The organism is Cellulosimicrobium sp. 4261, from assembly GCF_040546915.1.
Lineage (GTDB): Bacteria > Actinomycetota > Actinomycetes > Actinomycetales > Cellulomonadaceae > Cellulosimicrobium > Cellulosimicrobium cinnabarinum.
The window spans coordinates 99,044-124,571 of sequence record NZ_JBEPOQ010000003.1 but is presented as its reverse complement, the minus strand read 5'-3'; the positions used below and the strand labels follow the sequence as shown (position 1 = coordinate 124,571).

Here is a 25,528-nt window from a genome sequence, read left to right as displayed (position 1 = left end):
TCTGACTCTCTCTCTCGAACCGCTAGCTGTCCGACCCCCGCGCTCGGGCGTGTCGCGTAGTCGCGACGCACCTGGGCGCACACGCCGAGAGGCGCAGGGCCGTTGGATATGTGGACTCCCGCCGGGCTCCGTGCTGACGCACGGCTCCGCGAACCGGACCACAACGTTTGTGCGAGCCTGTCGGAACGTGTGTTCCGCGGGGTACTCGATCCATGGCGACACAGAGAGCTCAACCCGCAGACCCGGGAGATGTCCCGGGGTCCTGGCCCTCGGCGAGAGGACCGGTTCAACACACTGTTCGACACGTGAAAGAGCGCACCCGTAACAGGCAACCTGAACAGTCTGCCACACGAAGGTGCCGTCGTCCAAGTCGGGACGGCACGACGTCGCTGTGACGGTGACCGCAGGCCGAAGGCCCGGCCCCGCGGACGGGACCGGGCCTTCGACGAGATGCTGCGGAGGCAGCGTCAGATCACTTGAGGATCTTGGTGACGCGGCCCGAGCCGACGGTGCGGCCACCCTCACGGATGGCGAAGCCGAGGCCCTCCTCCATGGCGATCGGCTGGATCAGCTCGACCGTCATCTCGGTGTTGTCGCCGGGCATGACCATCTCGGTGCCCTCGGGCAGCGTGATGACGCCGGTGACGTCCGTCGTGCGGAAGTAGAACTGCGGACGGTAGTTCGAGTAGAACGGGTTGTGACGGCCGCCCTCGTCCTTGCCCAGGATGTAGACCTGCGCCTCGAACTGCGTGTGCGGGGTGATCGAGCCCGGCTTCACGACGACCTGGCCGCGCTCGACGTCCTCGCGCTTGATGCCGCGCAGGAGCAGACCGGTGTTGTCGCCGGCCTGAGCCTGGTCCATCTGCTTGTGGAACGTCTCGATGCCCGTGACCGTGGTCTTCTGGGGCGCGCGGATGCCGACGATCTCGACGTCCGAGTTGAGGTCGAGCGTGCCACGCTCCACCTTGCCGGTGACGACGGTGCCACGACCGGTGATCGTGAAGACGTCCTCGACGGGCATGAGGAACGGCTTGTCGAGCTCGCGGACGGGCTCGGGCACGTTCTCGTCCACGGCCTCCATGAGCTCGAGGATCTTCGCGGTCCACTCGGGGTCGCCCTCGAGCGCCTTGAGACCGGAGACGCGCACGACCGGCGCGTTGTCACCGTCGAACTCCTGCGAGGAGAGGAGCTCGCGCACCTCCATCTCGACGAGCTCGAGGATCTCCTCGTCGTCGACCATGTCGGACTTGTTGAGCGCGACGAGCAGGTACGGCACGCCGACCTGGCGGGCGAGCAGGACGTGCTCGCGCGTCTGGGCCATCGGGCCGTCGGTCGCGGCGACCACCAGGATCGCGCCGTCCATCTGGGCGGCACCGGTGATCATGTTCTTGATGTAGTCGGCGTGACCCGGGGCGTCGACGTGCGCGTAGTGGCGCTTCGGCGTCTCGTACTCGATGTGCGCGATGTTGATCGTGATACCGCGCTGCTTCTCCTCGGGAGCCGCGTCGATCTCGTCGAAGTTGCGCTGCGTGTTCGCCGGCAGGTCCGGGTACGTGTCCGCGAGCGTCTTCGAGATCGCCGCCGTGAGCGTCGTCTTACCGTGGTCGACGTGACCGATGGTGCCGACGTTGACGTGCGGCTTGGTCCGCTCGAACTTGGCCTTAGCCACTGGGGTCCTCCTGGGACTTGGGTAGATGTGCCGAACGTTGCGAATGTCGACCGAGAGATCCTACATCCGCGGGGCGTTGCGGTTTTCCTACAGGTTGATGGTTGTGCGGGTCTTCGACCTGTGGGGACTCACTCGCCCCGGGTCTTCTTGATGATCTCTTCGGCAACGTTCCGAGGAACCTCGGCGTAGTTGTCGAACTGCATCGAGTACACCGCACGACCCTGGGTCTTGGACCGGAGGTCACCGATGTACCCGAACATCTCTGACAACGGTACGTGGGCCCGGACGACCTTCACACCCGTCGCGTCCTCCATGGACTGGATCATTCCACGACGTGAGTTCAGGTCGCCGATGACGTCGCCCATGTACTCCTCGGGCGTACGCACCTCGACCGCCATCACCGGCTCCAGCAGAACCGGGTCCGCCCGCTTGACGCCCTCCTTGAGGACCATCGAGCCGGCGATCTTGAACGCCATCTCCGAGGAGTCGACCTCGTGGTAGGCGCCGTCGAGCAGGATCGCCTTCACCCCGACCAGCGGGAAGCCGGCGAGCACGCCGAGCTCCATCGCGGACTGGATGCCGGCGTCGACGCTGGGGATGTACTCGCGCGGGATGCGACCACCGGTGACCGCGTTGGAGAACTCGTAGAGCTCGCCCTCGGACGTGTCGAGCGGCTCGAAGGTCACCTGGACCTTCGCGAACTGCCCGGACCCACCGGTCTGCTTCTTGTGCGTGTACTCGATCTTCTCGGCCTTGCGGCGGATCGTCTCGCGGTACGCGACCTGCGGCTTGCCGACGTTCGCCTCGACCTTGAACTCGCGACGCATGCGGTCGACGAGGATGTCGAGGTGGAGCTCGCCCATGCCGCCGATGACGGTCTGGCCGGTCTCGTCGTCCAGCTTCACGCGGAAGGTCGGGTCCTCCTCGGCGAGCTTCTGGATCGCCGTGGAGAGCTTCTCCTGGTCGGCCTTCGTCTTCGGCTCGATCGCGACGTCGATGACGGGCTCGGGGAAGCTCATCGACTCGAGGATCACCGGGTTCGCCATGTCGCTCAGCGTGTCACCGGTCGTGGTGTCCTTGAGGCCGATGACCGCGTAGATGTGACCGGCGCTCGCCTCGTCGACCGGGTTCTCCTTGTTGGAGTGCATCTGGAAGATCTTGCCGACGCGCTCCTTCTTGCCCTTGGTCGAGTTCGCGACCTGCTGGCCGGGCTCGACACGACCGGAGTACACGCGGACGTAGGTGAGCTTGCCGAAGAACGGGTGCGCCGCGACCTTGAAGGCGAGCGCGGAGAACGGCTCCGAGGCGTCGGGGTGACGCTGGATGACCTTCTCCTCGTCCTTCGGGTCGTGACCGTCGATCGCCGGCACGTCGAGGGGCGACGGCAGGTAGTCGATGACCGCGTCGAGCATGGGCTGGACGCCCTTGTTCTTGAACGCGGAGCCGCACAGGACCGGGAACGCCTCGCCCGCGATGACGAGCTTGCGGATGCCGGCCTTGAGCTCGGCGATCGTCAGCTCCTCGCCACCGAGGTACTTCTCGAGCAGCTCCTCGTCGGCCTCGGCGACGGCCTCGACGAGCTCGCTGCGGTACTGCTGGGCCTTCTCGACCAGGTCCGCGGGGATCTCCTCGGTGTCGTACGCCTCGCCGAGCTGGGTCTCCCCGTGCCAGACGAGCGCCTTCATCTCGAGCAGGTCGACGACGCCGGTGAACTCGCTCTCGGCACCGATCGGGAGCTGGATGACCAGCGGCTTCGCCTTGAGGCGGTTGATGATCGTGTCGACGGTGAAGTAGAAGTCCGCGCCGAGCTTGTCCATCTTGTTGACGAAGCAGATGCGGGGGACGTTGTACTTGTCCGCCTGGCGCCACACCGTCTCCGACTGCGGCTCGACACCCTCCTTGCCGTCGAAGACGGCGACGGCGCCGTCGAGGACGCGCAGGGAGCGCTCGACCTCGACCGTGAAGTCGACGTGGCCGGGCGTGTCGATGATGTTGATCTGGTTCTTGTTCCAGTAGCACGAGACGGCGGCGGACGTGATCGTGATGCCGCGCTCCTTCTCCTGCTCCATCCAGTCGGTCGTGGACGCGCCGTCGTGCGTCTCGCCGAGCTTGTAGTTCACACCCGTGTAGAACAGGATGCGCTCGGTGGTCGTGGTCTTCCCGGCATCGATGTGGGCCATGATGCCGATGTTGCGGACCTTGCTCAGGTCGGTCAGCACGTCAAGTGCCACGGTCTGCTTCCCTCGTTAGATGGGTTGAGTCGGGGGCGCTGCTCGGACCGGGGTGACCGGCCTCGACCCGCCGACGGCCCCGGGGACGCTCCGGTCCCCGGGGCCCGTCGTGCGGACTACCAGCGGTAGTGGGCGAAGGCCTTGTTGGACTCCGCCATCTTGTGCATGTCCTCACGGCGCTTGACCGCGGCGCCGAGGCCGTTGCTCGCGTCGAGGATCTCGTTCATGAGGCGCTCCGTCATGGTCTTCTCGCGACGGGCGCGCGAGTAGTCCGTGAGCCAGCGCAGCGCGAGGGTCGTCGCACGCGCGGGGCGCACCTCGACCGGGACCTGGTAGGTCGCACCACCGACGCGGCGCGAGCGGACCTCGAGCGCCGGGCGGACGTTCTCGAGCGCGCGCTTGAGCACCACGACCGGGTCGCCGTCCGTCTTCGCCCGGACGCCCTCGAGGGCGCCGTAGACGATCGACTCGGCGGTGGACTTCTTGCCGTCGAGCAGCACCTTGTTGATGAGCTGCGTGACGACGGGAGACCCGTAGACCGGGTCGACGATGAGCGGCCGCTTCGGGGCCGGGCCCTTGCGAGGCATCAGCTCTTCTCCTTCTTGGCGCCGTAGCGGCTGCGGGCCTGCTTGCGGTTCTTCACGCCCTGCGTGTCGAGCGCGCCGCGCACGATCTTGTAGCGCACACCCGGGAGGTCCTTCACACGACCGCCGCGCACGAGCACGATGGAGTGCTCCTGGAGGTTGTGGCCGACGCCGGGGATGTAGGCCGTGACCTCGACCTGGGAGGAGAGCTTCACGCGAGCGACCTTGCGCAGCGCGGAGTTCGGCTTCTTCGGGGTGGTGGTGTACACGCGCGTGCACACACCGCGCCGCTGCGGGGAGCCCTTGAGGGCGGGAGTCTTGGACTTCCCCACCTTCGAGGTCCGCCCCTTGCGGACGAGCTGCTGGATCGTAGGCACTACGTCTCCGTGTCTTCTCGAGCTACCGGGGCTATCCCCGATGGTGGTCGTGCTGGCTGCTGGAGCCGATCGCACGAGGCACCCGCAGCGCGAGAGACGCTGCAGCAGCCACCTACCACCGGCTCGATGGTCCGTCTCCCGACCGTGGGCGCGACGGCGCCACCAGGACCGGGATCCGGAGTGCCCGGGCACTCACATCGGCCCGTCCGGAGACCGCCACGCGGCGGTGTGCGACGATCTCTCGCCCGCACCGTCCCGCCAGGGACATCACGGAGGGCCCGACGGCGCGGGCACGGTTTACCAGGTTACCTGCCACCCGGCAAGGAGTCAAAGGAGCAGGTCGCGACCGCGGACGCTCCCCCGGGCTGCGTCGTCGTCCCGCAGGAGGGACGACGACGGGTGCCCGCCGGCCGCCGCACACGAGGTGCGGCGGGCCGACGGGCACCCGTCGGGGGACGTCAGCGGTAGTCGCCGAAGTCCAGGTCCTCGAGCGGGATCGCCTCGCCGGAGCCCATGCCGAGCGCCGGGAAGTCGATCTCGTCGTAGCCGAAGCTCGGGTAGAGCTCCGTCTTCGCCTGCTCGGTCGGCTCGACCTGGACCTTGGTGTACCGCGGAAGACCGGTACCGGCCGGGATGAGCTTACCGATGATGACGTTCTCCTTGAGGCCGAGGAGCGGGTCACGACGACCGCTCATCGACGCCTCGGTGAGCACGCGCGTCGTCTCCTGGAACGACGCGGCCGAGAGCCACGAGTCCGTCGCGAGCGACGCCTTCGTGATGCCCATCAGCTCGGGACGGCCGGAGGCCGGCTGGCCACCCTCCGCCACCGCGCGACGGTTCGCGTCCTCGAAGCGGCCGCGCTCGGCGAGCTCGCCCGGCAGGAGGTGCGAGTCGCCCGAGTCGAGCACGGTCACGCGACGCAGCATCTGCCGAACGATGACCTCGATGTGCTTGTCGTGGATGTCCACGCCCTGCGAGCGGTAGACCTCCTGGACCTCGTCCACCAGGTGCTTCTGCGTGGCGCGCGGGCCGAGGATGCGCAGGACCTTCTTCGGGTCCACCGCACCCTGGACGAGCTGCGTGCCGACGTTCACGTGGTCGCCGTCCTGCACGAGCAGGCGGGCACGCTTGGTCACCGGGTAGGCGATCTCCTCCGAGCCGTCGTCCGGCGTGAGCACCAGACGGCGCGAGCGCTCCGAGTCGTCGATCGCGATGCGGCCCGAGAACTCCGCGATGGGCGCCTCACCCTTGGGGGTGCGGGCCTCGAAGAGCTCCGTGACACGCGGCAGACCCTGCGTGATGTCGTCCGCGGAGGCGACACCACCGGTGTGGAAGGTACGCATCGTCAGCTGCGTGCCCGGCTCACCGATCGACTGGGCAGCGATGATGCCGACCGCCTCGCCGATGTCGACGAGCTTGCCCGTGGCGAGCGACCGCCCGTAGCACTTGGCGCACGTGCCGACGCGCGACTCGCACGTGAGGACCGAGCGGACCTTGGCCTCACGGACGCCCGCGGTGACCGCGGCGTCGATGAGGACGTCGCCCGCGTCGTCGCCGGCCTTGCCGACGACGTTGCCGTCGGGGTCGACCAGGTCGGCCGCGAGGGTGCGCGAGTAGACGCTCGTCTCCACCTTCGGGTGGCGCACGAGCTTGCCCGCGAGCTCCTCGGCGATCGGCAGCGTCAGGCCGCGCTCGGTGCCGCAGTCCTCCTCGCGGACGATGACGTCCTGCGACACGTCCACGAGACGACGCGTGAGGTAGCCCGAGTCGGCGGTCCGCAGCGCGGTGTCCGCCAGACCCTTGCGGGCGCCGTGCGTCGCGATGAAGTACTCGAGGACGGACAGGCCCTCGCGGTAGTTGGACTTGATCGGGCGCGGGATGATCTCGCCCTTCGGGTTCGCCACGAGACCGCGCATACCGGCGATCTGACGGACCTGCATCCAGTTACCACGGGCACCCGAACCGACCATGCGGTACACGGTGTTGCGGTCGTTCGCCTCGAGGTTCTCGCGCATGACCGACGCGACCTTGTCCGTCGCCTGGGTCCAGATCTCGATGAGCTCCTGACGGCGCTCGTCGTCCGTGATGAGACCACGGTCGTACTGCTGCTGGACCTTGAGCGCGCGCTCCTCGTGCTGCTCGAGGATGACGGCCTTCTCCTTGGGCGTCGCCACGTCGGAGATCGCGATCGTGACGCCCGAGCGGGTCGCCCAGCGGAAGCCGGCGGCCTTCAGCGCGTCGAGCGACGCCGCGACCTCGACCTTCGGGTAGCGCTCCGCGAGCTCGTTGACGATCGCCGAGAGGCGCTTCTTGTCGACGACCGAGTTCACGTACGGGTAGTCGACGGGGAGCGTCTCGTTGAACAGCGCGCGACCGAGCGTGGTGTCGAAGAGGATCGGCTGACCCTCCTCCCAGCCCTCGGGAGCCTCGAAGCCGGAGACCGGCGGGACGAGGTCCGTCGTGCGGATCTTCACCCGGGCGTTGAGGTCCAGGGTGCCCTGGTCGAACGCCATGATCGCCTCGGCCACCGAGCCGAACGCACGACCCTCGCCCTCGGCGCCGTCGCGGTCGCTCGTCAGGTGGTACAGACCGATGATCATGTCCTGCGAGGGCATGGTCACCGGACGGCCGTCCGACGGCTTGAGGATGTTGTTGCTCGAGAGCATGAGGATGCGGGCCTCGGCCTGCGCCTCGGCGCTCAGGGGCAGGTGGACGGCCATCTGGTCGCCGTCGAAGTCCGCGTTGAACGCGGCGCAGACGAGCGGGTGCAGGTGGATCGCCTTGCCCTCGACGAGCTGCGGCTCGAACGCCTGGATGCCCAGGCGGTGCAGCGTCGGTGCACGGTTGAGCAGCACGGGGTGCTCGGTGATGACCTCTTCGAGCACGTCCCACACGACCGGGCGGGCACGCTCGACCATGCGCTTCGCGCTCTTGATGTTCTGCGCGTGGTTGAGGTCGACGAGGCGCTTCATGACGAACGGCTTGAACAGCTCGAGCGCCATCTGCTTCGGCAGGCCGCACTGGTGCAGCTTGAGCTGCGGGCCGACGACGATGACCGAACGGCCCGAGTAGTCGACGCGCTTGCCGAGCAGGTTCTGACGGAAACGACCCTGCTTGCCCTTGAGCATGTCCGAGATGGACTTGAGCGGGCGGTTGCCCGGGCCGGTGACCGGACGACCACGGCGGCCGTTGTCGAACAGCGAGTCGACGGCCTCCTGGAGCATCCGCTTCTCGTTGTTGACGATGATCTCCGGCGCACCCAGGTCGAGCAGACGCTTGAGGCGGTTGTTCCGGTTGATCACGCGGCGGTACAGGTCGTTGAGGTCGCTCGTCGCGAAGCGGCCACCGTCGAGCTGCACCATCGGGCGCAGGTCCGGCGGGATGACCGGGACGGCGTCGAGCACCATGCCCGTGGGCGAGTTGGTCGTGGTGAGGAACGCGTTGACGACCTTGAGGCGCTTGAGGGCACGCGTCTTGCGCTGGCCCTTGCCCGAGCGGATGGTCTCGCGCAGGGACTCGGCCTCCGCCTCCAGGTCGAAGTCCTGGAGACGCTTCTGGATCGCCGCGGCGCCCATCGAGCCCTCGAAGTAGGTGCCGTAGCGGTCCTGGAGGGCGCGGTACAGCATCTCGTCGCCCTCGAGGTCGGCGACCTTGAGGTTCTTGAAGCGGTCCCACACCTGCTCGAGACGGTCGAGCTGGGCGTCGGCGCGCTTGCGGATCTGCGCCATCTCGCGCTCGGCCGAGTCGCGGACCTTGCGGCGCGCGTCGGCCTTGGCACCCTCGGCCTCGAGCTCGGCCAGGTCGGCCTCGAGCTTCTGGGCGCGGGAGTTGATGTCGTTGTCGCGGGCGTCCGCGATCTCCTTCTTCTCCAGGTCGATCTCGTTCTGGAGGTTCGGGAGGTCCTCCTGGCGGCCCTCCTCGTCGACCGAGGTGATCATGTACGCCGCGAAGTAGATGACCTTCTCGAGGTCCTTCGGCGCGAGGTCGAGCAGGTAGCCGAGGCGCGAGGGCACGCCCTTGAAGAACCAGATGTGCGTGACCGGCGCGGCGAGCTCGATGTGGCCCATGCGCTCACGACGCACCTTCGAGCGCGTCACCTCGACGCCGCAGCGCTCGCAGATGATGCCCTTGAAGCGCACGCGCTTGTACTTGCCGCAGTAGCACTCCCAGTCCCGGGTCGGGCCGAAGATCTTCTCGCAGAAGAGTCCGTCCTTCTCGGGCTTGAGGGTGCGGTAGTTGATGGTCTCGGGCTTCTTCACCTCACCGTGCGACCACGCACGGATGTCGTCGGCCGTGGCCAGGCCGATACGCAGCTCGTCGAAGACGTTGACGTCGAGCAAGTTGTCCTACTTCCTTCGCCTGCCGGGACCGGCCGTGGCCGGCCCCGACGCCAAAAAGACGGTTGGTGTGGGGGTCGTCGGTGGGAGCGGGGTGACCCGCTCCCACCTGCCCGAGATCAGATCTCGTCGACGCTGGACGCCGCGTTGGGGCGGCGCGACAGGTCGATGCCGAGCTCTTCGGCTGCGCGGTACACGTCGTCGTCCGACTCCCGCATCTCGATGGACACGCCGTCGCTCGAGAGCACCTCGACGTTCAGGCACAGCGACTGCATCTCCTTGAGGAGGACCTTGAAGGACTCCGGGATGCCCGAGTCGGGGATGTTCTCGCCCTTGACGATCGCCTCGTAGACCTTGACGCGACCGGGCACGTCGTCCGACTTGATCGTGAGGAGCTCCTGCAGCGTGTAGGCCGCGCCGTACGCCTCGAGGGCCCACACCTCCATCTCGCCGAAGCGCTGGCCGCCGAACTGCGCCTTACCACCGAGCGGCTGCTGGGTGATCATCGAGTACGGGCCGGTCGAGCGCGCGTGGATCTTGTCGTCGACCAGGTGGTGGAGCTTGAGGATGTACATGTAGCCCACCGACACGGCCTCGGGGAACGGCTCGCCGGAGCGGCCGTCGAAGAGGCGCGCCTTGCCGTCGGCGCCGACCATGCGGTCGCCGTCGCGGTTCGGGATCGTCGTCGAGAGCAGGCCCGTGAGCGCGTCCTCGTGGACGCCGTCGAACACCGGGGTGGCGACGGGACGGCCCGGCTCGGACGTCGCGGCGATCTCGGGGACGTTCTCCTTCCAGGAGAGGTCCTTGCCCTCGGCGAGCGTGATGTCCCAGCCCTGCTTCGCGACCCACCCGAGGTGCGTCTCGAGGACCTGGCCCACGTTCATACGGCCGGGGACGCCCAGCGGGTTGAGGACGACGTCGACCGGCGTCCCGTCCTCGAGGAACGGCATGTCCTCGACGGGCAGGATCTTGGAGATGACGCCCTTGTTGCCGTGACGGCCGGCGAGCTTGTCGCCGTCCGTGATCTTGCGGCGCTGCGCGATGTAGACGCGCACGAGCTGGTTCACGCCCGCGGGCAGCTCGTCGCCGTCCTCGCGGTTGAACTCGCGCACGCCGATGACCGTGCCGGACTCGCCGTGAGGCACCTTGAGCGACGTGTCGCGCACCTCGCGCGCCTTCTCGCCGAAGATCGCGCGCAGGAGGCGCTCCTCCGGGGTCAGCTCGGTCTCGCCCTTCGGCGTGACCTTGCCGACCAGGACGTCGCCCGCGCCGACCTCGGCACCGATGCGGATGATGCCGCGCTCGTCGAGGTCCGCGAGGACGTCCTCGGAGACGTTCGGGATGTCCCGCGTGATCTCCTCGGGGCCGAGCTTGGTGTCGCGCGCGTCGACCTCGTGCTCCTCGATGTGGATCGAGGAGAGCACGTCGTCCTGCACGAGACGCTGGCTGAGGATGATCGCGTCCTCGTAGTTGTGGCCCTCCCAGGACATGAACGCCACGAGGAGGTTGCGGCCGAGCGCGAGCTCGCCCTCGTCGGTCGCCGGGCCGTCCGCGAGGACGGAGCCGGGCTCGACGCGCTGACCCTCGTCGACGAGCACGCGCTGGTTGTAGCTCGTGCCCTGGTTCGAGCGGCGGAACTTCGCGATGCGGTAGCTGCCGGTCGTGCCGTCGTCGTTCGCGACGAGCACGAGGTCGGCCGAGACCTCGGTGACGACACCGGGCTTCGTCGCGACGACGACGTCGCCCGCGTCGACGGCCGCGCGCCACTCCATGCCGGTCCCGACGAGCGGGGCCTCGGAGCGGACCAGCGGCACGGCCTGGCGCTGCATGTTCGCACCCATGAGGGCGCGGTTCGCGTCGTCGTGCTCGAGGAACGGGATGAGCGCCGTCGCGACCGAGACCATCTGGCGCGGCGAGACGTCCATGTAGTCGACCTGCGCGCCGGGGACGATCTCGACCTCGCCGCCCTTGGTGCGCACGAGCACGCGCTCGTCCGCGAAGGAGCCGTCGGCGTTGAGCGTCTGGTTCGCCTGCGCGATGACGTGGCGGTCCTCGTCGTCGGCCGTGAGGTAGACGACCTCGTCGGTCACCTTGCCCGCGGTCACCTTGCGGTACGGCGTCTCGATGAAGCCGAACGGGTTGATGCGCCCGTACGACGCGAGCGAGCCGATCAGACCGATGTTCGGACCCTCAGGGGTCTCGATCGGGCACATGCGGCCGTAGTGCGACGGGTGGACGTCACGGACCTCCATGCCGGCGCGGTCGCGCGAGAGACCACCCGGGCCGAGGGCCGAGAGACGACGCTTGTGCGTCAGGCCCGCGAGCGGGTTGTTCTGGTCCATGAACTGCGAGAGCTGCGACGTGCCGAAGAACTCGCGGATGGACGCCACGACCGGGCGGATGTTGATGAGCGTCTGCGGCGTGATCGCCTCGACGTCCTGCGTCGTCATGCGCTCGCGCACGACGCGCTCCATCCGGGACAGGCCCGTGCGGACCTGGTTCTGGATGAGCTCGCCGACGGCGCGGATGCGGCGGTTGCCGAAGTGGTCGATGTCGTCCGTCTCGACGCGCACCTCGACGGCCTCACCGTTGCGCGTGCCCGGGATGCTCGCGTGGTCCGCGTGCAGCGCCGCGAGGTACTTGATCGTCGCGACGACGTCCGAGACCGACAGCGTGGAGTCGCTGAGCGGCGCGTCGATGCCGAGCTTCTTGTTCGCCTTGTAGCGGCCGACCTTGGCGAGGTCGTAGCGCTTCGGGTTGAAGTAGAAGTTCTCGAGGAGCGCGCGGCCGGCCTCGACCGTCGGCGGCTCGCCCGGGCGGATCTTGCGGTAGAGGTCGACGAGCGCCTCGTCCTGCGTGTGGACGTGGTCCTTCTCGAGCGTGTCGAGCACGGACGGGAAGTCCGCGAACTGCTCGCGGATCTCGGACTCCGTGAGGCCGAGCGCCTTGAGCAGCACGGTCACGGACTGCTTGCGCTTGCGGTCGACGCGCACGCCGACGGCGTCGCGCTTGTCGATCTCGAACTCGAGCCAGGCACCGCGCGACGGGATGATCTTCGCGGAGAAGATGTCCTTGTCGCTCGTCTTGTCGGCAGCGCGCTCGAAGTAGACGCCGGGCGAGCGGACGAGCTGCGAGACGACGACGCGCTCGGTGCCGTTGATGATGAACGTGCCGCGCTCGGTCATGAGCGGGAAGTCGCCCATGAAGACCGTCTGGCTCTTGATCTCACCGGTGTTGTAGTTGACGAACTCCGCGGTGACGAACAGCGGCGCGGCGTACGTGAAGTCCTTCTCCTTGCACTCGTCGGCCGTGTACTTCGGCGGCTCGAAGCGGTGGTTGGAGAACGACAGCGACATCGAGGACCCGAAGTCCTCGATCGGGGAGATCTCCTCGAAGATCTCCTCGAGGCCCGACGTCGAGGGCACGTCCTGGCGCCCGGCCTCGGCCGCGGCGGCGACGCGCGCCTGCCACGCCTCGTTGCCGAGCAGCCAGTCGAAGCTCTCGGTCTGGAGGCCCAGCAGGTCGGGGACCTCGAGCGGCTCGAAGATCTTGGCGAAGGAGAGGCGACGCGATGCGGTGCGGTTCGCGATGGCGTCGGCGGACGGAGCAGAAGGGGTGCGCGAGGCAGCCAAGAGGGGTCCTTCCCTGCAGATCGAAAGAACGCTGCACCGGCCGGGCTGGACACGATCACCGCCGCCACGACACCTCGCGGACGCGCACGTACGTCGGCGAGGGGGTCGGGGGTATATGAGATCGGGGGCACAGGACAGCGCAAAGCGTGAGCATACCCCAAGAAGGCGTCGCTACACAACCCCGGGGCACACTCCCCCGCCCGGCCTGGGCGCTGGGCGCCTCGCCGGTACTCGCACGGGCCTCGTCGCCCGCCCTCCGGCCCGCCGTGCGGGCCTCGAACCTGCTGCTGTCGACCTCGCTGTCCTGCGTCGTCGACCCGCACATGGTGGCACACTCGTGGCCGTTCCGTGAAGCCGGTGCGCCGACCCGACGGCGCCGCGGGGTGCCCGGGAGCCTCCGGGCCGCTCGGAAGGCCGCCGGCCCGGGACCCGACCGGCCCGGACGACGACGAGGCCCGCACCCCGGGCGGGGTGCGGGCCTCGTGCGGCGTGCGACCGGTCCCGTCAGGACGGGACCGGTGCGATCACTTGAGGGTGACCGTGGCGCCGGCGCCCTCGAGGGCAGCCTTCGCCTTCTCGGCCGTCTCCTTGTTCGCGCCCTCCAGGACCGGCTTCGGGGCACCGTCCACGAGGTCCTTGGCCTCCTTCAGGCCGAGGGACGTGAGCGCGCGCACCTCCTTGATGACCTGGATCTTCTTGTCGCCGGCAGCCTCGAGGATGACGTCGAACTCGTCCTTCTCCTCCTCGGCCGGGGCGTCGCCACCGGCGCCACCCGCGGGGGCGGCCACCGCGACGGCGGCGGGGGCGGCGGCGGTGACCTCGAAGGTCTCCTCGAAGGCCTTCACGAACTCGTTGAGCTCGATGAGGGTGAGGCCCTTGAACTGCTCGATGAGCTCGTCGGTGCTGAGCTTCGCCATGATGGCGTTCCTTTCGGTCGGTGCTCGGCAGCGGCCCGGTGCGGGCCTGCCAGAAGCGGGGTGTTGTGCTTGCGCTGCGTCGATCGCGAGACCGGGCGGGCCCGGTCACGGGATCAGGCGGCAGCGCCCTCCGATTCCTGCTTCTGACGCAGGGCATCGATGACGCGGGCGGCCTGGGCGGTGTTCGCGGTGAAGACGTAGGCAGCCTGGAAGAGCTTGGCCTTCATCGCGCCGGCCGCCTTGGCCAGCAGGACCTCGCGGGACTCGAGGTCCGCGAGCTTCGTGACCTCCGCAGCGGTCAGGGGGCGCCCGTCGAGGACACCGCCCTTGATGACCAGCGCGGGGTTCGCCTTGGCGAAGTCACGCAGACCCTTGGCTGCCTCGACCGGGTCCCCGGTGACGAAGGCGATGGCCGAAGGACCCTGCAGGTCGGCGTCGAGTCCCTCGACACCGGCCTCCTTGGCCGCGATGGCGGTCAGCGTGTTCTTCACCACGGCGTAGGTTGCGTTGCCGCTGAGCGACCGACGCAGCTGCTTGAGCTGCGCGACGGTGAGCCCGCGGTACTCGGTCAGCACGGCAGCGTTCGAGTCGCGGAACTTCTCCGAGATCTCGGCGACTGCGGCTGCCTTGTCCGGCCTCGCCATGGCAATCCTTCCGGTGGTGGTACCACCGGCGTCCGTCCCGGAACGAGAAGAGCCCCGCGCAGGCGCGGGGCTCGCAGTCGCACGCGCGGCGGGGCCGGGCGGACGTCGTCGATTCGCTACCTGCGCTGGCCTCCACCTCGTGGGTGGGACTTCGGTCCGTCGCGTCCTGCAGACGGAGTCTGCGGGCAGCGTCGGACGACCGGCGGTCTTGGGTACACGCTCATCGTACGGGACGACGGCGGGTGCTCCAAACCGCGGCCCGTGCCGTCAGAGCGCCAGCGGACCGAAGCAGACCAGCGGCACCGGCTCGGGCTCGTCGGCCACGGCCCGGGCGAGCGCCGTCCCCGGCATCGCGCCGTCGCGCAGCTCGGCGTGGAGCGACGGCATGACGCGCGCCGCGACGTCGTCGCGCAGCGGGGCCACGCTCGCGATCACCGCACGGGCACCGAGCCGCAGCAGGACGCTCGTCAGGCCGAGCGACTCGCCGCCGATCCGCGGCGTCGACAGCCCCACCTCGCACGCCGACAGCACGACGACCACGCCGTGCAGGTCGGTCCCGTCGAGCTCGTGCGCGAACAGCGGGCCGTCGGCGAGGCGCAGCGACGAGAACAACGGGTTGTCGGTCTCGTGCGTCCCGTGCGCGGCCAGGTGCACGACCCCCGCGGTGCGCAGCCCGTCGACCACGGCCTCGCACGTCGCCTCCTCCCCCGCGAGCGCCTCCGCCCCTTCCCAGACGGACGCGACGAGCTTCGCCTCGGCGCCGGAGAAGCGCAGGCCGGGCCCGGCGACGACGAGCGCCTCGTCCGCGCGGCGCACCGGCTCGCCGACGCGCAGGTCCACCCACGAGTTCGCCCACGTGCGCAGCCCGCGCCGCGAGGGCAACGAGGCCCAGGGCAGCGCGAGGAGCAGGTCGCGCGCCGCGACGTGGAGGTCGCCGTCCGCCTCGAGCGGGGCGACGAGCGCGTCGTCGAGCGCGGCCAGCGTCCGGGACAGCGAGCCGACCGCGGCCTCGCGCATGGGGACCGGGATGAGCACGTTCGACAGGACCGCGAAGTCGGCGCGCGCACGGCGCACCTGCTCGGCGACCGCCGCACGCGACGCGAGGCGCACGAGCCGGGAGCCCTCCGCGCTGAGGCGGACGGCGAGCACGTCGTCGCCGTCGAGCATGAGGTCGGCCACGACGGCGTCGGAGCCGGCGTCGGCCAGCGTGGCGCGCAGCCGCCGCTCCGACGCGGGGACCGGGGCCGCGGCCCCACCGCCGTGCTGCCAGGAGCGTCGCCGCGCGTCGTCCTGGAGGCGCCGCGCCGCCTGCAGGTGGTCCTGCCGGCGCGCGAGGCTGGCCGCGTCCGAGGGCGCCCCCAGCGCGCGGGCGGCCTCGACCTCGCGCCGCGCCGAGGCGAGGAGGTCCGCGAGGACCGGGTCGGTGGGCGGGCGCACGCGGCCCGTCCCGGCGAACGCCGCGCGGCCGCGCTCGACGGCGTCGAAGATCGTGCCGGGACGCCGGGTGCGCAGCGCCGCCTCGACGTCGACGTTGCCGAGGCGCACCCCGTGCACCGCGGACGCCGTCACGGCGTCCACGGACCCGAGCCGCGCGCGGTGGTCCGCGAGCGCCGCCTGGCCGCGCCGCACGGCGCGGACGCCGGCACGCCGGTCCCCCGCCACGAACGCGAGCTGCGCGAGGACCGCCTCGTGCTGGAGCCGGACGGGCAGCGGTGCGCGGCCGAGGCGCGGGGGCACCGCCCGGAGGACCTCCTGCGCCCCGCGCACGTCGCCCGCGGACACGAGCCACTCGACGGCGAGCAGCCGCGCGGGGACCGTGACCCCGAGCCCGGCGAGGCCATCCAGCGACTCGCCGTCGCGCGCGAGGTCGAGCGCCCAGGTCGCGTGGCGACGGGCGCGCGCCGGGCCGACCGGCGTCGCCCGGTGCTCGGTGAGAGCCGCCTGGAGCTCCGCGACGCGAGCGCGCAGCATCCACGGCGTGTTCCCGAGGCGGTCGAACCGGCGCGACGCCGAGCGGGCGAGCCGTCGCGCCTCGGCGTACCGCCGCAGGCCGAGCACGACGCGCGACCGGACCAGCTCGACCTCCGCGAGGTCGCGCAGCATGCGGTAGCGGGAGAGGTGCTCGCGCGCCTCGCTCAGCGCCTCGTCGGCCTCGGTCAGCAGCCCGGCGTCGAGCAGCACCTGCGCGCGGTCGATGAGCCCGACGGCCGCGTGCCGGTCCGGTGCCTGCGCCGCGGCCTCGTCCATGGCGCGCAGGGCGACCGGGAGGTCGCCACGCAGGTACTCGGCGTACCCGAGGTTGTGCCGTGCCTTGGAGACGAGGAGCTCGTCCCCGAGCGCGGTGGCCCGGCGGACGGCGTCGTCGAGGTCGCGGCTCGCCCTCTCGGCGTCACCCAGCTCGAGGCGCAGCGACCCGAGGTTGAGCAGCAGGACGGCGGCGTCGAGGGGGCGTGCGTCGTCGATGACCTCGGCCGCCGTCTCCATCTCGTCCAGCGCGGCCGAGACGTCGCCGGTCCGCAGCCGCAGGAGCCCGCGCTGGGACCGCACGACGAGGGCGAGGTCGCGCATGGCCAGCGCGGTGCCGCGCGCCTCGACCTCGGCGAGCCGTTCGTACGCGCCGTCCACGTCCCCCGTCAGCTCGAACTCCGCGAGCGCGAGCCCCAGCAGCGCGCGCGCCGCGAGGTAGGCGTCGTCCCGGCTCGCGCCCTCGCCGGCGGCATCGACGTCGTGGACGATCTGCGCGAACGCGCGGCTCGCGCGGCGGTGCTGGCCGCGGGCGTTCACGGCCTGCGCAGCAGCCAGCCGGGCCTCGAGCACCTCCCGGCTGCTGCGCACCACCGCTCATCACCTCATGCGTCGTCACCCGGGGTCGGGACCAGACCCGTCGCCAGGGTAATGGACGGCCACAGCCAGGCGCAGCGGTCCGGCGCGCCCTGGCCGGGCTCCAGGACGCCCGGGTCCGTCGGGTCGTCGCCGATCCGCTCGAGCAGGGACGCTGCGAGCTCGCCCGCGAGGACGGGCGCCGCGAACGACGTCCCGCTCCACGTCGCGAAACCGCCCTGGAAACCCTCGGGGTCGATCGTGGCGCGGAAGCCCGGTCCCCAGAGCTCCGGGACGTGACGCGAGGGCGCGACGGCGCCGTCGATCGTGCGCGGGATCGTCGACACGAGCGCCGCGCCCGGGCGGGTGCACGTGATCCACGGGCCGTCGTTGCTGAAGAGCGAGACCGTCCCGTCGGGGTTCTCCGCGCCGACCGTGAGGACCGGCGGCTCCTCGAGGAGCAGCGTCACCCCCTCCAGCGGGACAGGGGGCTCCGTCTTCCGGTTGATCCGCGGAGCGAACGCCGCGGGGTAGGTCGGGCGCGTCTGGCCGTCGTTGCCCGACGACACGACGACGACGACGCCGTACCGGCGCAGGGCGCGGATCAGCGCCCCGAACGGGGCGTCGAAGTCCGCGTCCTCCGGGCGCTCGTGGTAGTAGCCGAGCGAGAGCACGAGGACGTCGATCGGCGCGTAGCCGTCGCGCCCGGCCAGGCCGAGCACGTGCCACAGGAGCACGCGACGCAGGGTCCGCAGCAGGTCGCGCTCCGGCACGATGCCCGACCCGCCGTAGAGGCGCGGGGCGAGGATGACGGCGTCCGGGCACAGCTGGTGCACGAGGCCCGCGATGAAGGTCCCGTGGCCCGCGACCGGGTCGAGCGGACCCGTCAGGGGCGAGACGGAGACGCCGCCGATCTCCGGGTCCTCGTACGGGTACTCCGTCGGCGGCAGGGTCGACAGCGGCTGACCGAGCAGCTCGGGGTCGCGCACGACGATCGTCCCGCGCGTCTCGAGGTCGTCGTCGAACCACGGGTGCTCGCCGACACCGGTGTCGAGCACGGCGACGACGGGGCGACGGACGCCGTCGCCCGCGATCCACGGCGTCTCCCCCGCGGGCAGCGCGCGGCGCGGCACGGGGCCGATCCAGCTCACGGGCGTGCGGCCGCCCGAGCCCGGCAGGGAGTACTCCGCGGTGCCCGCGAAGGGGTGCGGCTGCGTGTAGGGGTGCGGCTGGGTGTACGGGTGCGGCTGCGTGTAGGGGTGCGGCTGGGTGTACGGGTGCGGCTGCGTGTACGGGAACGGCTGCGTGTACGGCTGGCCGCCGATGAACGGGGTCGGCGCGACCATGTGGTCGAGCGCGAGCCGCGGGCTGTGCCGGTCGTCCGGGCACAGCCGTCCGCGCAGCTCCTCGACGAGGTGCCAGGCGTCGGGAAGCTGCCCCTGCTCGTCGTCGCGGTAGCGCAGGCGCACGGAGTAGCCGAACGTGCGGAGCAGGTCGGTCGTCGTCTCCGGGTCGAGGTCGGCCTCGCGCACCAGCTCGGCGTCTTCGATGCTCTCCTGCTGCACCTCCACGCGGAGCCCGAGACGCTCGGCCGCGCGTTCGAGCCACCGCAGCGAGCGGTTCCCCTCACGGTCGAACGGCGACTCGGGGATGAGGATGCGGTCGCCCACGTACCAGGTGGGGTGCGGGGACTGCTGCCCGGCGCGACGCTGCGCGGCGACCGGGTCGATCGTGCGGGTGCGCCACTGGAGCCGGCTCGGCCGGTCGCCGAAGAAACCGAGGTCTGCGGCTCCGACGGGGGGTTCAGGGGTCTCGCTCACGTGCTCCTCCTCGGGAGATGACGTTCGTCCGGTGCCGCACGCGTCGTCGTCGACGGGCGGCCGCCCGCGCACCGCTGCGCGGGGAAGGGTTGCTGGTGGTGGTGCGGTCGGTGGGCCGCGGGCGTCGCCCGCGGCCCCCCGGGCGCTAGAGCTCGACGACCGGCGTGCTCACGGCGCCGCCGGCGCCGTCGGCGCGGCGGACCACGAGGCTCGCCGGGCCGCGGTCGACGGCCTCGAAGACGAAGCGGCCGTCGTCGTCGCTCGTCGTCTCGCTCACCACGCCGGGGCGGTGGAGCTCGACGCGCAGCGCTGTCGCCGGCGCCGCCCAGCCGTCGATGCGGATGCGGCCGTCGTCCGTCGGGGACAGCGAGATCATCACCGTGACGGACTCGGACGTGAACGTGATCGTGCGCGCCTCGACGGGCGGCGCGTCGCCGCGCACGGACGTCGCGGGGGCCTGGACGTACTCCAGCTCCATGACCTCGGCCTCGAGCCCGGCGAGCGTGATCGCGAAGAGCGACCGCTCGACGAGGCCGTCGGGGACGGGGTCGATCTCCTCCGCGATCCGCGCGAGGTCGGCCAGGAGGGCGAGGTCGACGGCGTCGAGCGGCTCGTCGGGGCTGTGCGTCGGCTCGGTGCTCATGATGCTTCCCACGGTTCCCCCTGGTCGTCGATGATGTCGCGCAGCTTGGCGAGGCAGCGGCCCCGCGTGGAGCCGATGCTCCCGACGGGCATGCCGATGGCGGCCGAGATGGCCTTGTAGTCCGGACGGTCGGCGAGCGACACGAGGTGCAGGAGCCGGCGGCAGCGTTCCGGCAGCCGGTCGAGCGCGGCCCAGAGGGAGCGGTCACGTTCGTTGCGGAGCACCTCGACGTCCGGCGTCGGGTCGCCCGACGGGAGCTCGGGGATGCCCTCGTCGGTGTCGTCCGGGAGCTCGGTGCGCCGTCGGGCCTCGTCGCGGTGCTTGCGCACGGCCTCCCAGGCCGCGCGCTTGGCCGTGATGAGCAGCCACTTCAGGACGGCGTGCGGCTCCTTGATGGTCATGGCGTTGCGCACGAGCGCGACCCACACCGTCTGGACGATGTCGTCGGCCTGCTCGCGCTCCACGCCTTGCGCGCGCACCGTGTGCCACAGGAGGGGCGACGCCTCGCGGACGAAGTCCCCGAGAGCCTCCGGACGGCCGTCGCGATACTCCAGGAGCGCGAACGCGCCCCGGTCCCCCAGGCTGAGGCCCGGTTCGCCGGTGTCGGCCACCTCGTCGGTCGTTCTGGTCATGGGGCGCACTGTCCTCGGCACACTCGTCCGGTCAGGCATCAGCGGGGGGTCCCCGGAAGCGCCTGATTCTACGGCCGGGCCGGTGGGGTCGACAACCATCGTCACTGGTCACACCCCTCCCGGCTCGTGCGGTTGCGTCCCATCTCGTCCCTCCGGCACACGGGCGGGAGCGTCTGGTCGGCGCTCCTCCACCCGGACGAGAGGGGCGGACCGCCCGTCTGATACATCCCGTCCACGCGTGTTCTGTCCCGGGCGACCCGTCCGGGCCACGCACCGCTCCGAACCAGGGTCGACGCGCGGACAGCCCGCGCGACCACAGAGCGGAGACCACCATGACCTCGTCCCCGAACCGCCTCCTCGCGGCCGTCTTCGGCGCCGTCTACCTGCTGGTCGGCCTCGCCGGCTTCGTCGTGACGTCGGGAGTCGGCTTCGCCGCCACCGAGGGCCGCGACCTCCTGCTGTTCGAGGTGAACCCCCTGCACAACATCGTCCACCTCGGCATCGGCGCAGCGCTCCTGCTCGCGTCGCGCAGCGTCCGGGCAGCGCGCGGCACGAACGTCGCGATCGGCGCGGTGTACCTCCTCGTCGGCGTGGTGGGGCTGTTCCTCGTCGACACCGGCGCCAACATCATCGCGCTCAACGGTGCCGACAACGTGCTGCACCTCGCCAGCGCGCTGCTGCTCCTCGGCGTCGGGCTCGCCGCGGACCGCGAGGACGCGGGCCGCACCGTCACGGCATGACCGCCCCCGTCCCCACCCGGCGCGCCGGCGCCGCGCTCGCGCTGCTCGGTGCCGGGATCGTCGACCTCGGGCTGGTCCGGGGCGCGTTCCCGGCGCCGGCGGGCCTGCTCGCGCTGGCCACCGGTGCCGCGGAGCTCTCCGCCGCGCTCGTGCTCCTCGCCCGCGGGCCGCGGCCCGGGCGCCCGACGGCGGTGCCGCGCGTCGGGATCGCCCTGCTCCTCGTCGCGACCGTCGCCGGGGTGGTCGTGCCCGTCACGTCCGGCGTGCCGCTCTCGGCGGGTGCGACCGCAGCGGCTGCCCTGCGGGTCGCGACGGCGTGCGTCCTCGCCCGCCCGGCGCGCGTCCCCGCCGACGGCCCGCCGGCGCGCGCCGGGGCGCGGCTCGTCGCGCTGTTCTCGGTGTCCGTCGTGGTCGCCGCCGTCGCGACGTTCGGCCTCGGCGGGACCGACGCCGCGCAGCGCGCCGTGCCGCACGGGTCGCACCTGCCCGCCCTGGGGGACCTGCCGGGTCACGGCCCAGGGCACGCCGGTGGCTCCCTCGACCAGCCGTGAGCGCGCCGACGGCGGGGCCGGGGACCCGCCGTGGCGCCCCTGGCGGGTACGCGTTCTCCCGTAACCCACGGTCGTGAAGTTCCGGGGAATCCCTCATGCCGCACGGCGGGCACCAGGCCTAGCGTCGGGAACGACCCCTGCACCCACACCGCGGGTGCGGACCGGCGAGGCGCGACGACGCGCCCCGCCCGAGCACGAGGAGCACCTCCGTGAGAACAGTCCTCACCGGCCGCACGCGCGGCCTCACCGGGCGCGCGCTGCGCGCCCTCGCGTCCGCGGTCGCCGCGGCGACCGTCGTCGCGGGCGGCGCGCTCGCCGCCGCCCCCGCGACCGCCGCGGCACCGACCACGGCACCGGCCGCCGCTCCCCTGAGCGCCGCCGCGCCGTCGGGCAGCACGCAGTGGCTCACCGGCTACTGGCACAACTTCGACAACGGCTCCGTGACGATGCGCCTGTCCGAGATCCCCCAGGCCTACAACCTCGTCGCCGTCGCGTTCGCGGACAACCTCGCCGGCACCCCCGGCGGCATCACGTTCAACCTCGCGAGCGCGGAGCTCGGCGGCTACACCGAGGCCCAGTTCACGGCCGACGTCGCGGCCATCCGGGCGCAGGGCCGCAAGGTCGTGATCTCCGTGGGCGGCGAGAAGGGGAACGTCATCGTCTCGAACGCGACCGAGGCGAAGAACTTCGCCGACACCACGTACGCCCTCATGCAGAAGTACGGGTTCGACGGCGTCGACATCGACCTCGAGCACGGCATCAACGCCACGTACATGTCGAGCGCCCTCCACCAGCTCGCGGCGAAGGTCGGTCCGAGCCTGATCCTCACCATGGCGCCGCAGACGATCGACTACCAGGCGACGAGCATGGGGTACTACCAGCTGACCCTCGCGATCAAGGACATCCTCACGATCGTCAACACCCAGTACTACAACTCGGGCTCGATGATGGGCTGCAACCAGCAGGTCTACTCGCAGGGCACGGTCGACTTCCTCACCGCGCTCACCTGCATCCAGCTCGAGATGGGCCTGCGCCCCGACCAGGTCGGCATCGGCGTCCCGGCCGTGCCGCGCGCAGCTGGCGGCGGCTACCAGCCGCTCGCGAACGTCGTCAAGGCCGTCGACTGCCTCGAGGTCGGCACCGGGTGCGGCGCCTTCAAGCCGGCGAAGCCGTACGGCAAGATCGGCGGCGTCATGACCTGGTCGATCAACTGGGACAAGACCAACGGCTACCAGGTCGCGTCCGTGATCGGCGGCCGTCTCGCGAGCGGGCCGACCACGCCCACCGAGCCGACCAACCCCACGAACCCCACGAACCCCACGAACCCGACCAACCCCACCAACCCCACCAACCCCGGCACCTGCACCGCGACCGCGTGGTCGGCCTCCGCCGTCTACACCGGGGGCGCCCGCGTCTCGTACCAGGGCCGCACCTACGAGGCCAAGTGGTGGACCACCAACGAGAACCCCGCCCAGAGCGGGCAGTGGGGCGTCTGGAAGGACCTCGGCGCCTGCTGACCCGGTCGGCACGCCCTCGGGCGACCTGCTGAGACGACGACGGCGCGGCACCCTGGTCGGGTGCCGCGCCGTCGTACGTGGTGCGGACGGAGGACCGTCCGCGGGGAGGACAGCCGTCAGGCGGCGTCGTCCTCGAGCAGCTTCGTCGTCTTGGACTGGTCCAGCGGGATGCCGGGGCCCATCGTCGTCGTCAGCGTGGCCTTGGTGATGTACCGGCCCTTCGAGGACGACGGCTTGAGACGCAGGACCTCTTCGAGGGCCGCCGCGTAGTTCTCCACGAGCGCCTTCTCGTCGAACGAGACCTTGCCGATGATGAAGTGCAGGTTGCCGTGCTTGTCGACACGGAACTCGATCTTGCCGCCCTTGATGTCGGACACGGCCTTCGCCACGTCCATCGTCACGGTGCCGGTCTTCGGGTTCGGCATGAGACCGCGGGGGCCCAGCACCTTGCCCAGACGACCGACCTTGCCCATGAGGTCCGGCGTCGCCACAGCGGCGTCGAAGTCGGTGTACCCACCGGCGACCTTCTCGATGAGGTCGTCGCCGCCGACCTCGTCGGCACCGGCCGCACGGGCCTCCTCCGCCTTCGCCGCGTTCGCGAAGACGATGACGCGGGCGGTCTTGCCCGTGCCGTGCGGGAGGTTGACCGTGCCACGGACCATCTGGTCCGCCTTGCGCGGGTCGACACCGAGGCGGAACGCGACCTCGACGGTCGCGTCGTACTTCACGGTCGACGTCTCCTTGGCGAGACGGATCGCCTCGAGCGGCGCGTAGAGACGCTCGCGGTCGATCTTCTCCTCGGCGTTGCGGTACGCCTTGCTGCGCGTTGCCATCTGCTTCTCCTTCTGCAGTCGTGGTCAGCGGGTCCGCGCGGACCCTGCCACCGTCGCCCGCGGGGTGCGGAGCGACGTCGTGGACGAGGCCGTCACACAGGTCAGGCCTCGGTCATTCGTCAGCCCTCGACGGTGATACCCATCGAGCGGGCCGTGCCGGCGATGATCTTCGACGCGGCGTCGAGGTCGTTCGCGTTGAGGTCCTCGAGCTTGGTCTGGGCGATCTCGCGCACCTGGTCGGCGGTGATCTTCGCGACCTTGGTGGTGTGCGGCGTCGCCGAGCCCTTCTGGACGCCCGCGGCCTTCTTGATGAGCTCCGCCGCCGGCGGGGTCTTCGTCACGAAGGTGAACGAGCGGTCCTCGTAGACCGTGATCTCGACGGGGATGACGTTGCCGCGCTGCGACTCGGTCGCCGCGTTGTAGGCCTTGCAGAACTCCATGATGTTCACACCGTGCTGACCGAGCGCGGGGCCGATCGGCGGCGCGGGCGTCGCCGCACCGGCCTGGATCTGGAGCTTGATGAGGCCGGAGACCTTCTTCTTGGGAGGCATGACTCTTCCCTGGCTTTCTTCTCGTGGGCCGACGCCGTGGGCGATGACCCGGTTGCAGTACTGCGCTCACGCGGGGCGGCTCGGGCCGCCCGCGCGTCAGATCTTCGCGACCTGGTTGAACGACAGCTCGACCGGGGTCTCCCGGCCGAAGATGGAGACGAGCACCTTGAGCTTCTGGTTCTCGACGTTGATCTCGGAGATCGTGGCGGGCAGCGTGTCGAACGGGCCGTCCGTGACGGTGACCGACTCGCCGACCGTGAAGTCGACCTCGACGGGAGCCTTCGCCGCGGCCTGCGCGGGCTTGCCGGCCTCCGGGGCGGGGGTGAGCATCGGCGCGAGCATCGAGAAGACCTCGTCGAGCGTCAGCGGCACCGGCTGGTGGGTGTGGCCGACGAAGCCGGTGACACCGGGCGTGTGGCGCACGGCGCCCCACGACTCGTCGGTGAGGTCCATCCGGACGAGGACGTAGCCGGGGATGCGCACGCGTCGGACGATCTTCTTCTGCGCGTTCTTGATCTCGGCCACCTCCTCCATGGGGACCTCGATCTGGAAGATGTAGTCCTCCATGTTCAGGCTCTGGATGCGGTTCTCCAGGTTGGCCTTCACACGGTTCTCGTAGCCCGCGTAGGAGTGGATGACGTACCAGTCGCCCGGCTGCGAGCGCAGCGTGCGCTTGAACTCCGCGACCGGGTCCTCGATGACGTCGCCGTCCTCGTCGGCCGGGCGGACCTCGTCCGTCTCGTCGTCGCCCGCCGCGTCGTCGGCGGTCGCGTCGTCGGCGGTCGCGTCGTCGGCCCCGTCCGTCGCGTCGTCGTCGGTCTCGTCAGCGGCGTCGAGGGCCTCGTCGGCTCCGTCGACCGCCGGGACGTCCGTGGTCTCGTCGACGTCGTCCTGGGCACCCTCGGGCTGCGTCGGGTCGACGTTCTCCGTCTGGTCCAGCGACTCCTGGGACACGAACGAACCTGCTTTCTCAACGAACTGCTCGAAGACTTCTTCTGGAAGCGCCGACGGCGCCCCGAGAGGCGCCGGC

The 25,528-nt window shown here is 70.7% G+C and carries 18 protein-coding genes; 3 read left to right on the top strand and 15 right to left on the bottom strand.

The features are described 5' to 3' along the window. Positions 1–472: 472 nt before the first annotated feature. The 12 genes from tuf to ABIE39_RS05045 form a co-directional block, all read right to left on the bottom strand. On the bottom strand, positions 473–1,669 hold the full coding sequence (gene tuf, locus ABIE39_RS05100) for an elongation factor Tu (RefSeq protein ID WP_053369624.1): 1,197 nt from the start codon (positions 1,667–1,669) through the stop codon (positions 473–475). A 128-nt stretch (positions 1,670–1,797) separates the two neighbouring features. Continuing rightward, positions 1,798–3,900: an elongation factor G gene (gene fusA / locus ABIE39_RS05095; protein WP_074808892.1), complete on the bottom strand. Its 2,103-nt coding sequence runs from the start codon at positions 3,898–3,900 to the stop codon at positions 1,798–1,800. A 116-nt stretch (positions 3,901–4,016) separates the two neighbouring features. Further along, positions 4,017–4,487: a 30S ribosomal protein S7 gene (gene rpsG, locus ABIE39_RS05090; protein ID WP_021479870.1), complete on the bottom strand. Its 471-nt coding sequence runs from the start codon at positions 4,485–4,487 to the stop codon at positions 4,017–4,019. After that, a complete protein-coding gene (rpsL, locus tag ABIE39_RS05085; RefSeq protein ID WP_021479869.1) occupies positions 4,487–4,861 on the bottom strand; it encodes a 30S ribosomal protein S12 in 375 nt (124 codons plus the stop codon). Before rpsL ends, rpsG begins: the two co-directional genes overlap by 1 nt. Before the next feature lie 458 nt (positions 4,862–5,319). Next, positions 5,320–9,201, bottom strand: coding sequence for a DNA-directed RNA polymerase subunit beta' (locus ABIE39_RS05080; RefSeq protein WP_209827138.1), 3,882 nt, complete (start codon positions 9,199–9,201; stop codon positions 5,320–5,322). A 116-nt stretch (positions 9,202–9,317) separates the two neighbouring features. Next, the gene (gene rpoB / locus ABIE39_RS05075) at positions 9,318–12,830 is read right to left on the bottom strand and encodes a DNA-directed RNA polymerase subunit beta (protein ID WP_175007841.1); all 3,513 of its coding nucleotides are present in this window, start codon (positions 12,828–12,830) and stop codon (positions 9,318–9,320) included. Positions 12,831–13,354: 524 nt separating this feature from the next. Continuing rightward, positions 13,355–13,747, bottom strand: a complete 393-nt coding sequence (gene rplL, locus ABIE39_RS05070; RefSeq protein WP_024840305.1) for a 50S ribosomal protein L7/L12 — start codon at positions 13,745–13,747, stop codon at positions 13,355–13,357. A gap of 113 nt (positions 13,748–13,860) precedes the next feature. Continuing rightward, the gene (gene rplJ, locus ABIE39_RS05065) at positions 13,861–14,391 is read right to left on the bottom strand and encodes a 50S ribosomal protein L10 (RefSeq protein ID WP_024840304.1); all 531 of its coding nucleotides are present in this window, start codon (positions 14,389–14,391) and stop codon (positions 13,861–13,863) included. A gap of 267 nt (positions 14,392–14,658) precedes the next feature. Then, positions 14,659–17,229: a CHAT domain-containing protein gene (locus ABIE39_RS05060; RefSeq protein WP_354050703.1), complete on the bottom strand. Its 2,571-nt coding sequence runs from the start codon at positions 17,227–17,229 to the stop codon at positions 14,659–14,661. 11 nt (positions 17,230–17,240) lie between these two features. Continuing rightward, positions 17,241–19,031, bottom strand: coding sequence for a S8/S53 family peptidase (locus tag ABIE39_RS05055; protein ID WP_354050701.1), 1,791 nt, complete (start codon positions 19,029–19,031; stop codon positions 17,241–17,243). A gap of 145 nt (positions 19,032–19,176) precedes the next feature. After that, a complete protein-coding gene (locus tag ABIE39_RS05050) occupies positions 19,177–19,674 on the bottom strand; it encodes a hypothetical protein (RefSeq protein ID WP_034653625.1) in 498 nt (165 codons plus the stop codon). Further along, complete coding sequence (locus tag ABIE39_RS05045) at positions 19,671–20,306, bottom strand: RNA polymerase sigma factor (RefSeq protein ID WP_167405793.1); 636 nt, start codon at positions 20,304–20,306, stop codon at positions 19,671–19,673. Before ABIE39_RS05045 ends, ABIE39_RS05050 begins: the two co-directional genes overlap by 4 nt. A gap of 332 nt (positions 20,307–20,638) precedes the next feature. Between ABIE39_RS05045 and ABIE39_RS05040 the strand changes: the two genes are divergently transcribed. The 3 genes from ABIE39_RS05040 to ABIE39_RS05030 all read left to right on the top strand — a co-directional run bounded on the left by ABIE39_RS05040 (position 20,639) and on the right by ABIE39_RS05030 (position 23,114). After that, on the top strand, positions 20,639–21,046 hold the full coding sequence (locus tag ABIE39_RS05040; protein WP_175007838.1) for a DUF4383 domain-containing protein: 408 nt from the start codon (positions 20,639–20,641) through the stop codon (positions 21,044–21,046). After that, positions 21,043–21,597: a hypothetical protein gene (locus tag ABIE39_RS05035; RefSeq protein WP_354050699.1), complete on the top strand. Its 555-nt coding sequence runs from the start codon at positions 21,043–21,045 to the stop codon at positions 21,595–21,597. Before ABIE39_RS05040 ends, ABIE39_RS05035 begins: the two co-directional genes overlap by 4 nt. 209 nt (positions 21,598–21,806) lie before the next feature. After that, positions 21,807–23,114: a glycosyl hydrolase family 18 protein gene (locus ABIE39_RS05030; RefSeq protein ID WP_354050697.1), complete on the top strand. Its 1,308-nt coding sequence runs from the start codon at positions 21,807–21,809 to the stop codon at positions 23,112–23,114. 116 nt (positions 23,115–23,230) lie between these two features. Here the strand turns inward: ABIE39_RS05030 and rplA are convergent, their stop codons facing one another. The 3 genes from rplA to nusG all read right to left on the bottom strand — a co-directional run bounded on the left by rplA (position 23,231) and on the right by nusG (position 25,452). Beyond that, positions 23,231–23,947, bottom strand: a complete 717-nt coding sequence (gene rplA / locus ABIE39_RS05025; RefSeq protein WP_034653773.1) for a 50S ribosomal protein L1 — start codon at positions 23,945–23,947, stop codon at positions 23,231–23,233. Positions 23,948–24,066: 119 nt separating this feature from the next. After that, the gene (gene rplK / locus ABIE39_RS05020) at positions 24,067–24,498 is read right to left on the bottom strand and encodes a 50S ribosomal protein L11 (RefSeq protein ID WP_021482529.1); all 432 of its coding nucleotides are present in this window, start codon (positions 24,496–24,498) and stop codon (positions 24,067–24,069) included. A 96-nt stretch (positions 24,499–24,594) separates the two neighbouring features. After that, positions 24,595–25,452: a transcription termination/antitermination protein NusG gene (nusG, locus tag ABIE39_RS05015; RefSeq protein ID WP_175007836.1), complete on the bottom strand. Its 858-nt coding sequence runs from the start codon at positions 25,450–25,452 to the stop codon at positions 24,595–24,597. Positions 25,453–25,528: the final 76 nt, after the last annotated feature.

Coding starts and splice junctions, on each gene's coding strand:
- rpsG (WP_021479870.1), bottom strand. CDS start 4,487: ATGCCTCGCAAGGGCCCGGCCCCGAAGCGGCCGCTCATCGTCGACCCG.
- rplL (WP_024840305.1), bottom strand. CDS start 13,747: ATGGCGAAGCTCAGCACCGACGAGCTCATCGAGCAGTTCAAGGGCCTC.
- rplJ (WP_024840304.1), bottom strand. CDS start 14,391: ATGGCGAGGCCGGACAAGGCAGCCGCAGTCGCCGAGATCTCGGAGAAG.
- ABIE39_RS05050 (WP_034653625.1), bottom strand. CDS start 19,674: ATGAGCACCGAGCCGACGCACAGCCCCGACGAGCCGCTCGACGCCGTC.
- ABIE39_RS05045 (WP_167405793.1), bottom strand. CDS start 20,306: ATGACCAGAACGACCGACGAGGTGGCCGACACCGGCGAACCGGGCCTC.
- ABIE39_RS05040 (WP_175007838.1), top strand. CDS start 20,639: ATGACCTCGTCCCCGAACCGCCTCCTCGCGGCCGTCTTCGGCGCCGTC.
- ABIE39_RS05035 (WP_354050699.1), top strand. CDS start 21,043: ATGACCGCCCCCGTCCCCACCCGGCGCGCCGGCGCCGCGCTCGCGCTG.
- rplA (WP_034653773.1), bottom strand. CDS start 23,947: ATGGCAACGCGCAGCAAGGCGTACCGCAACGCCGAGGAGAAGATCGAC.
- rplK (WP_021482529.1), bottom strand. CDS start 24,498: ATGCCTCCCAAGAAGAAGGTCTCCGGCCTCATCAAGCTCCAGATCCAG.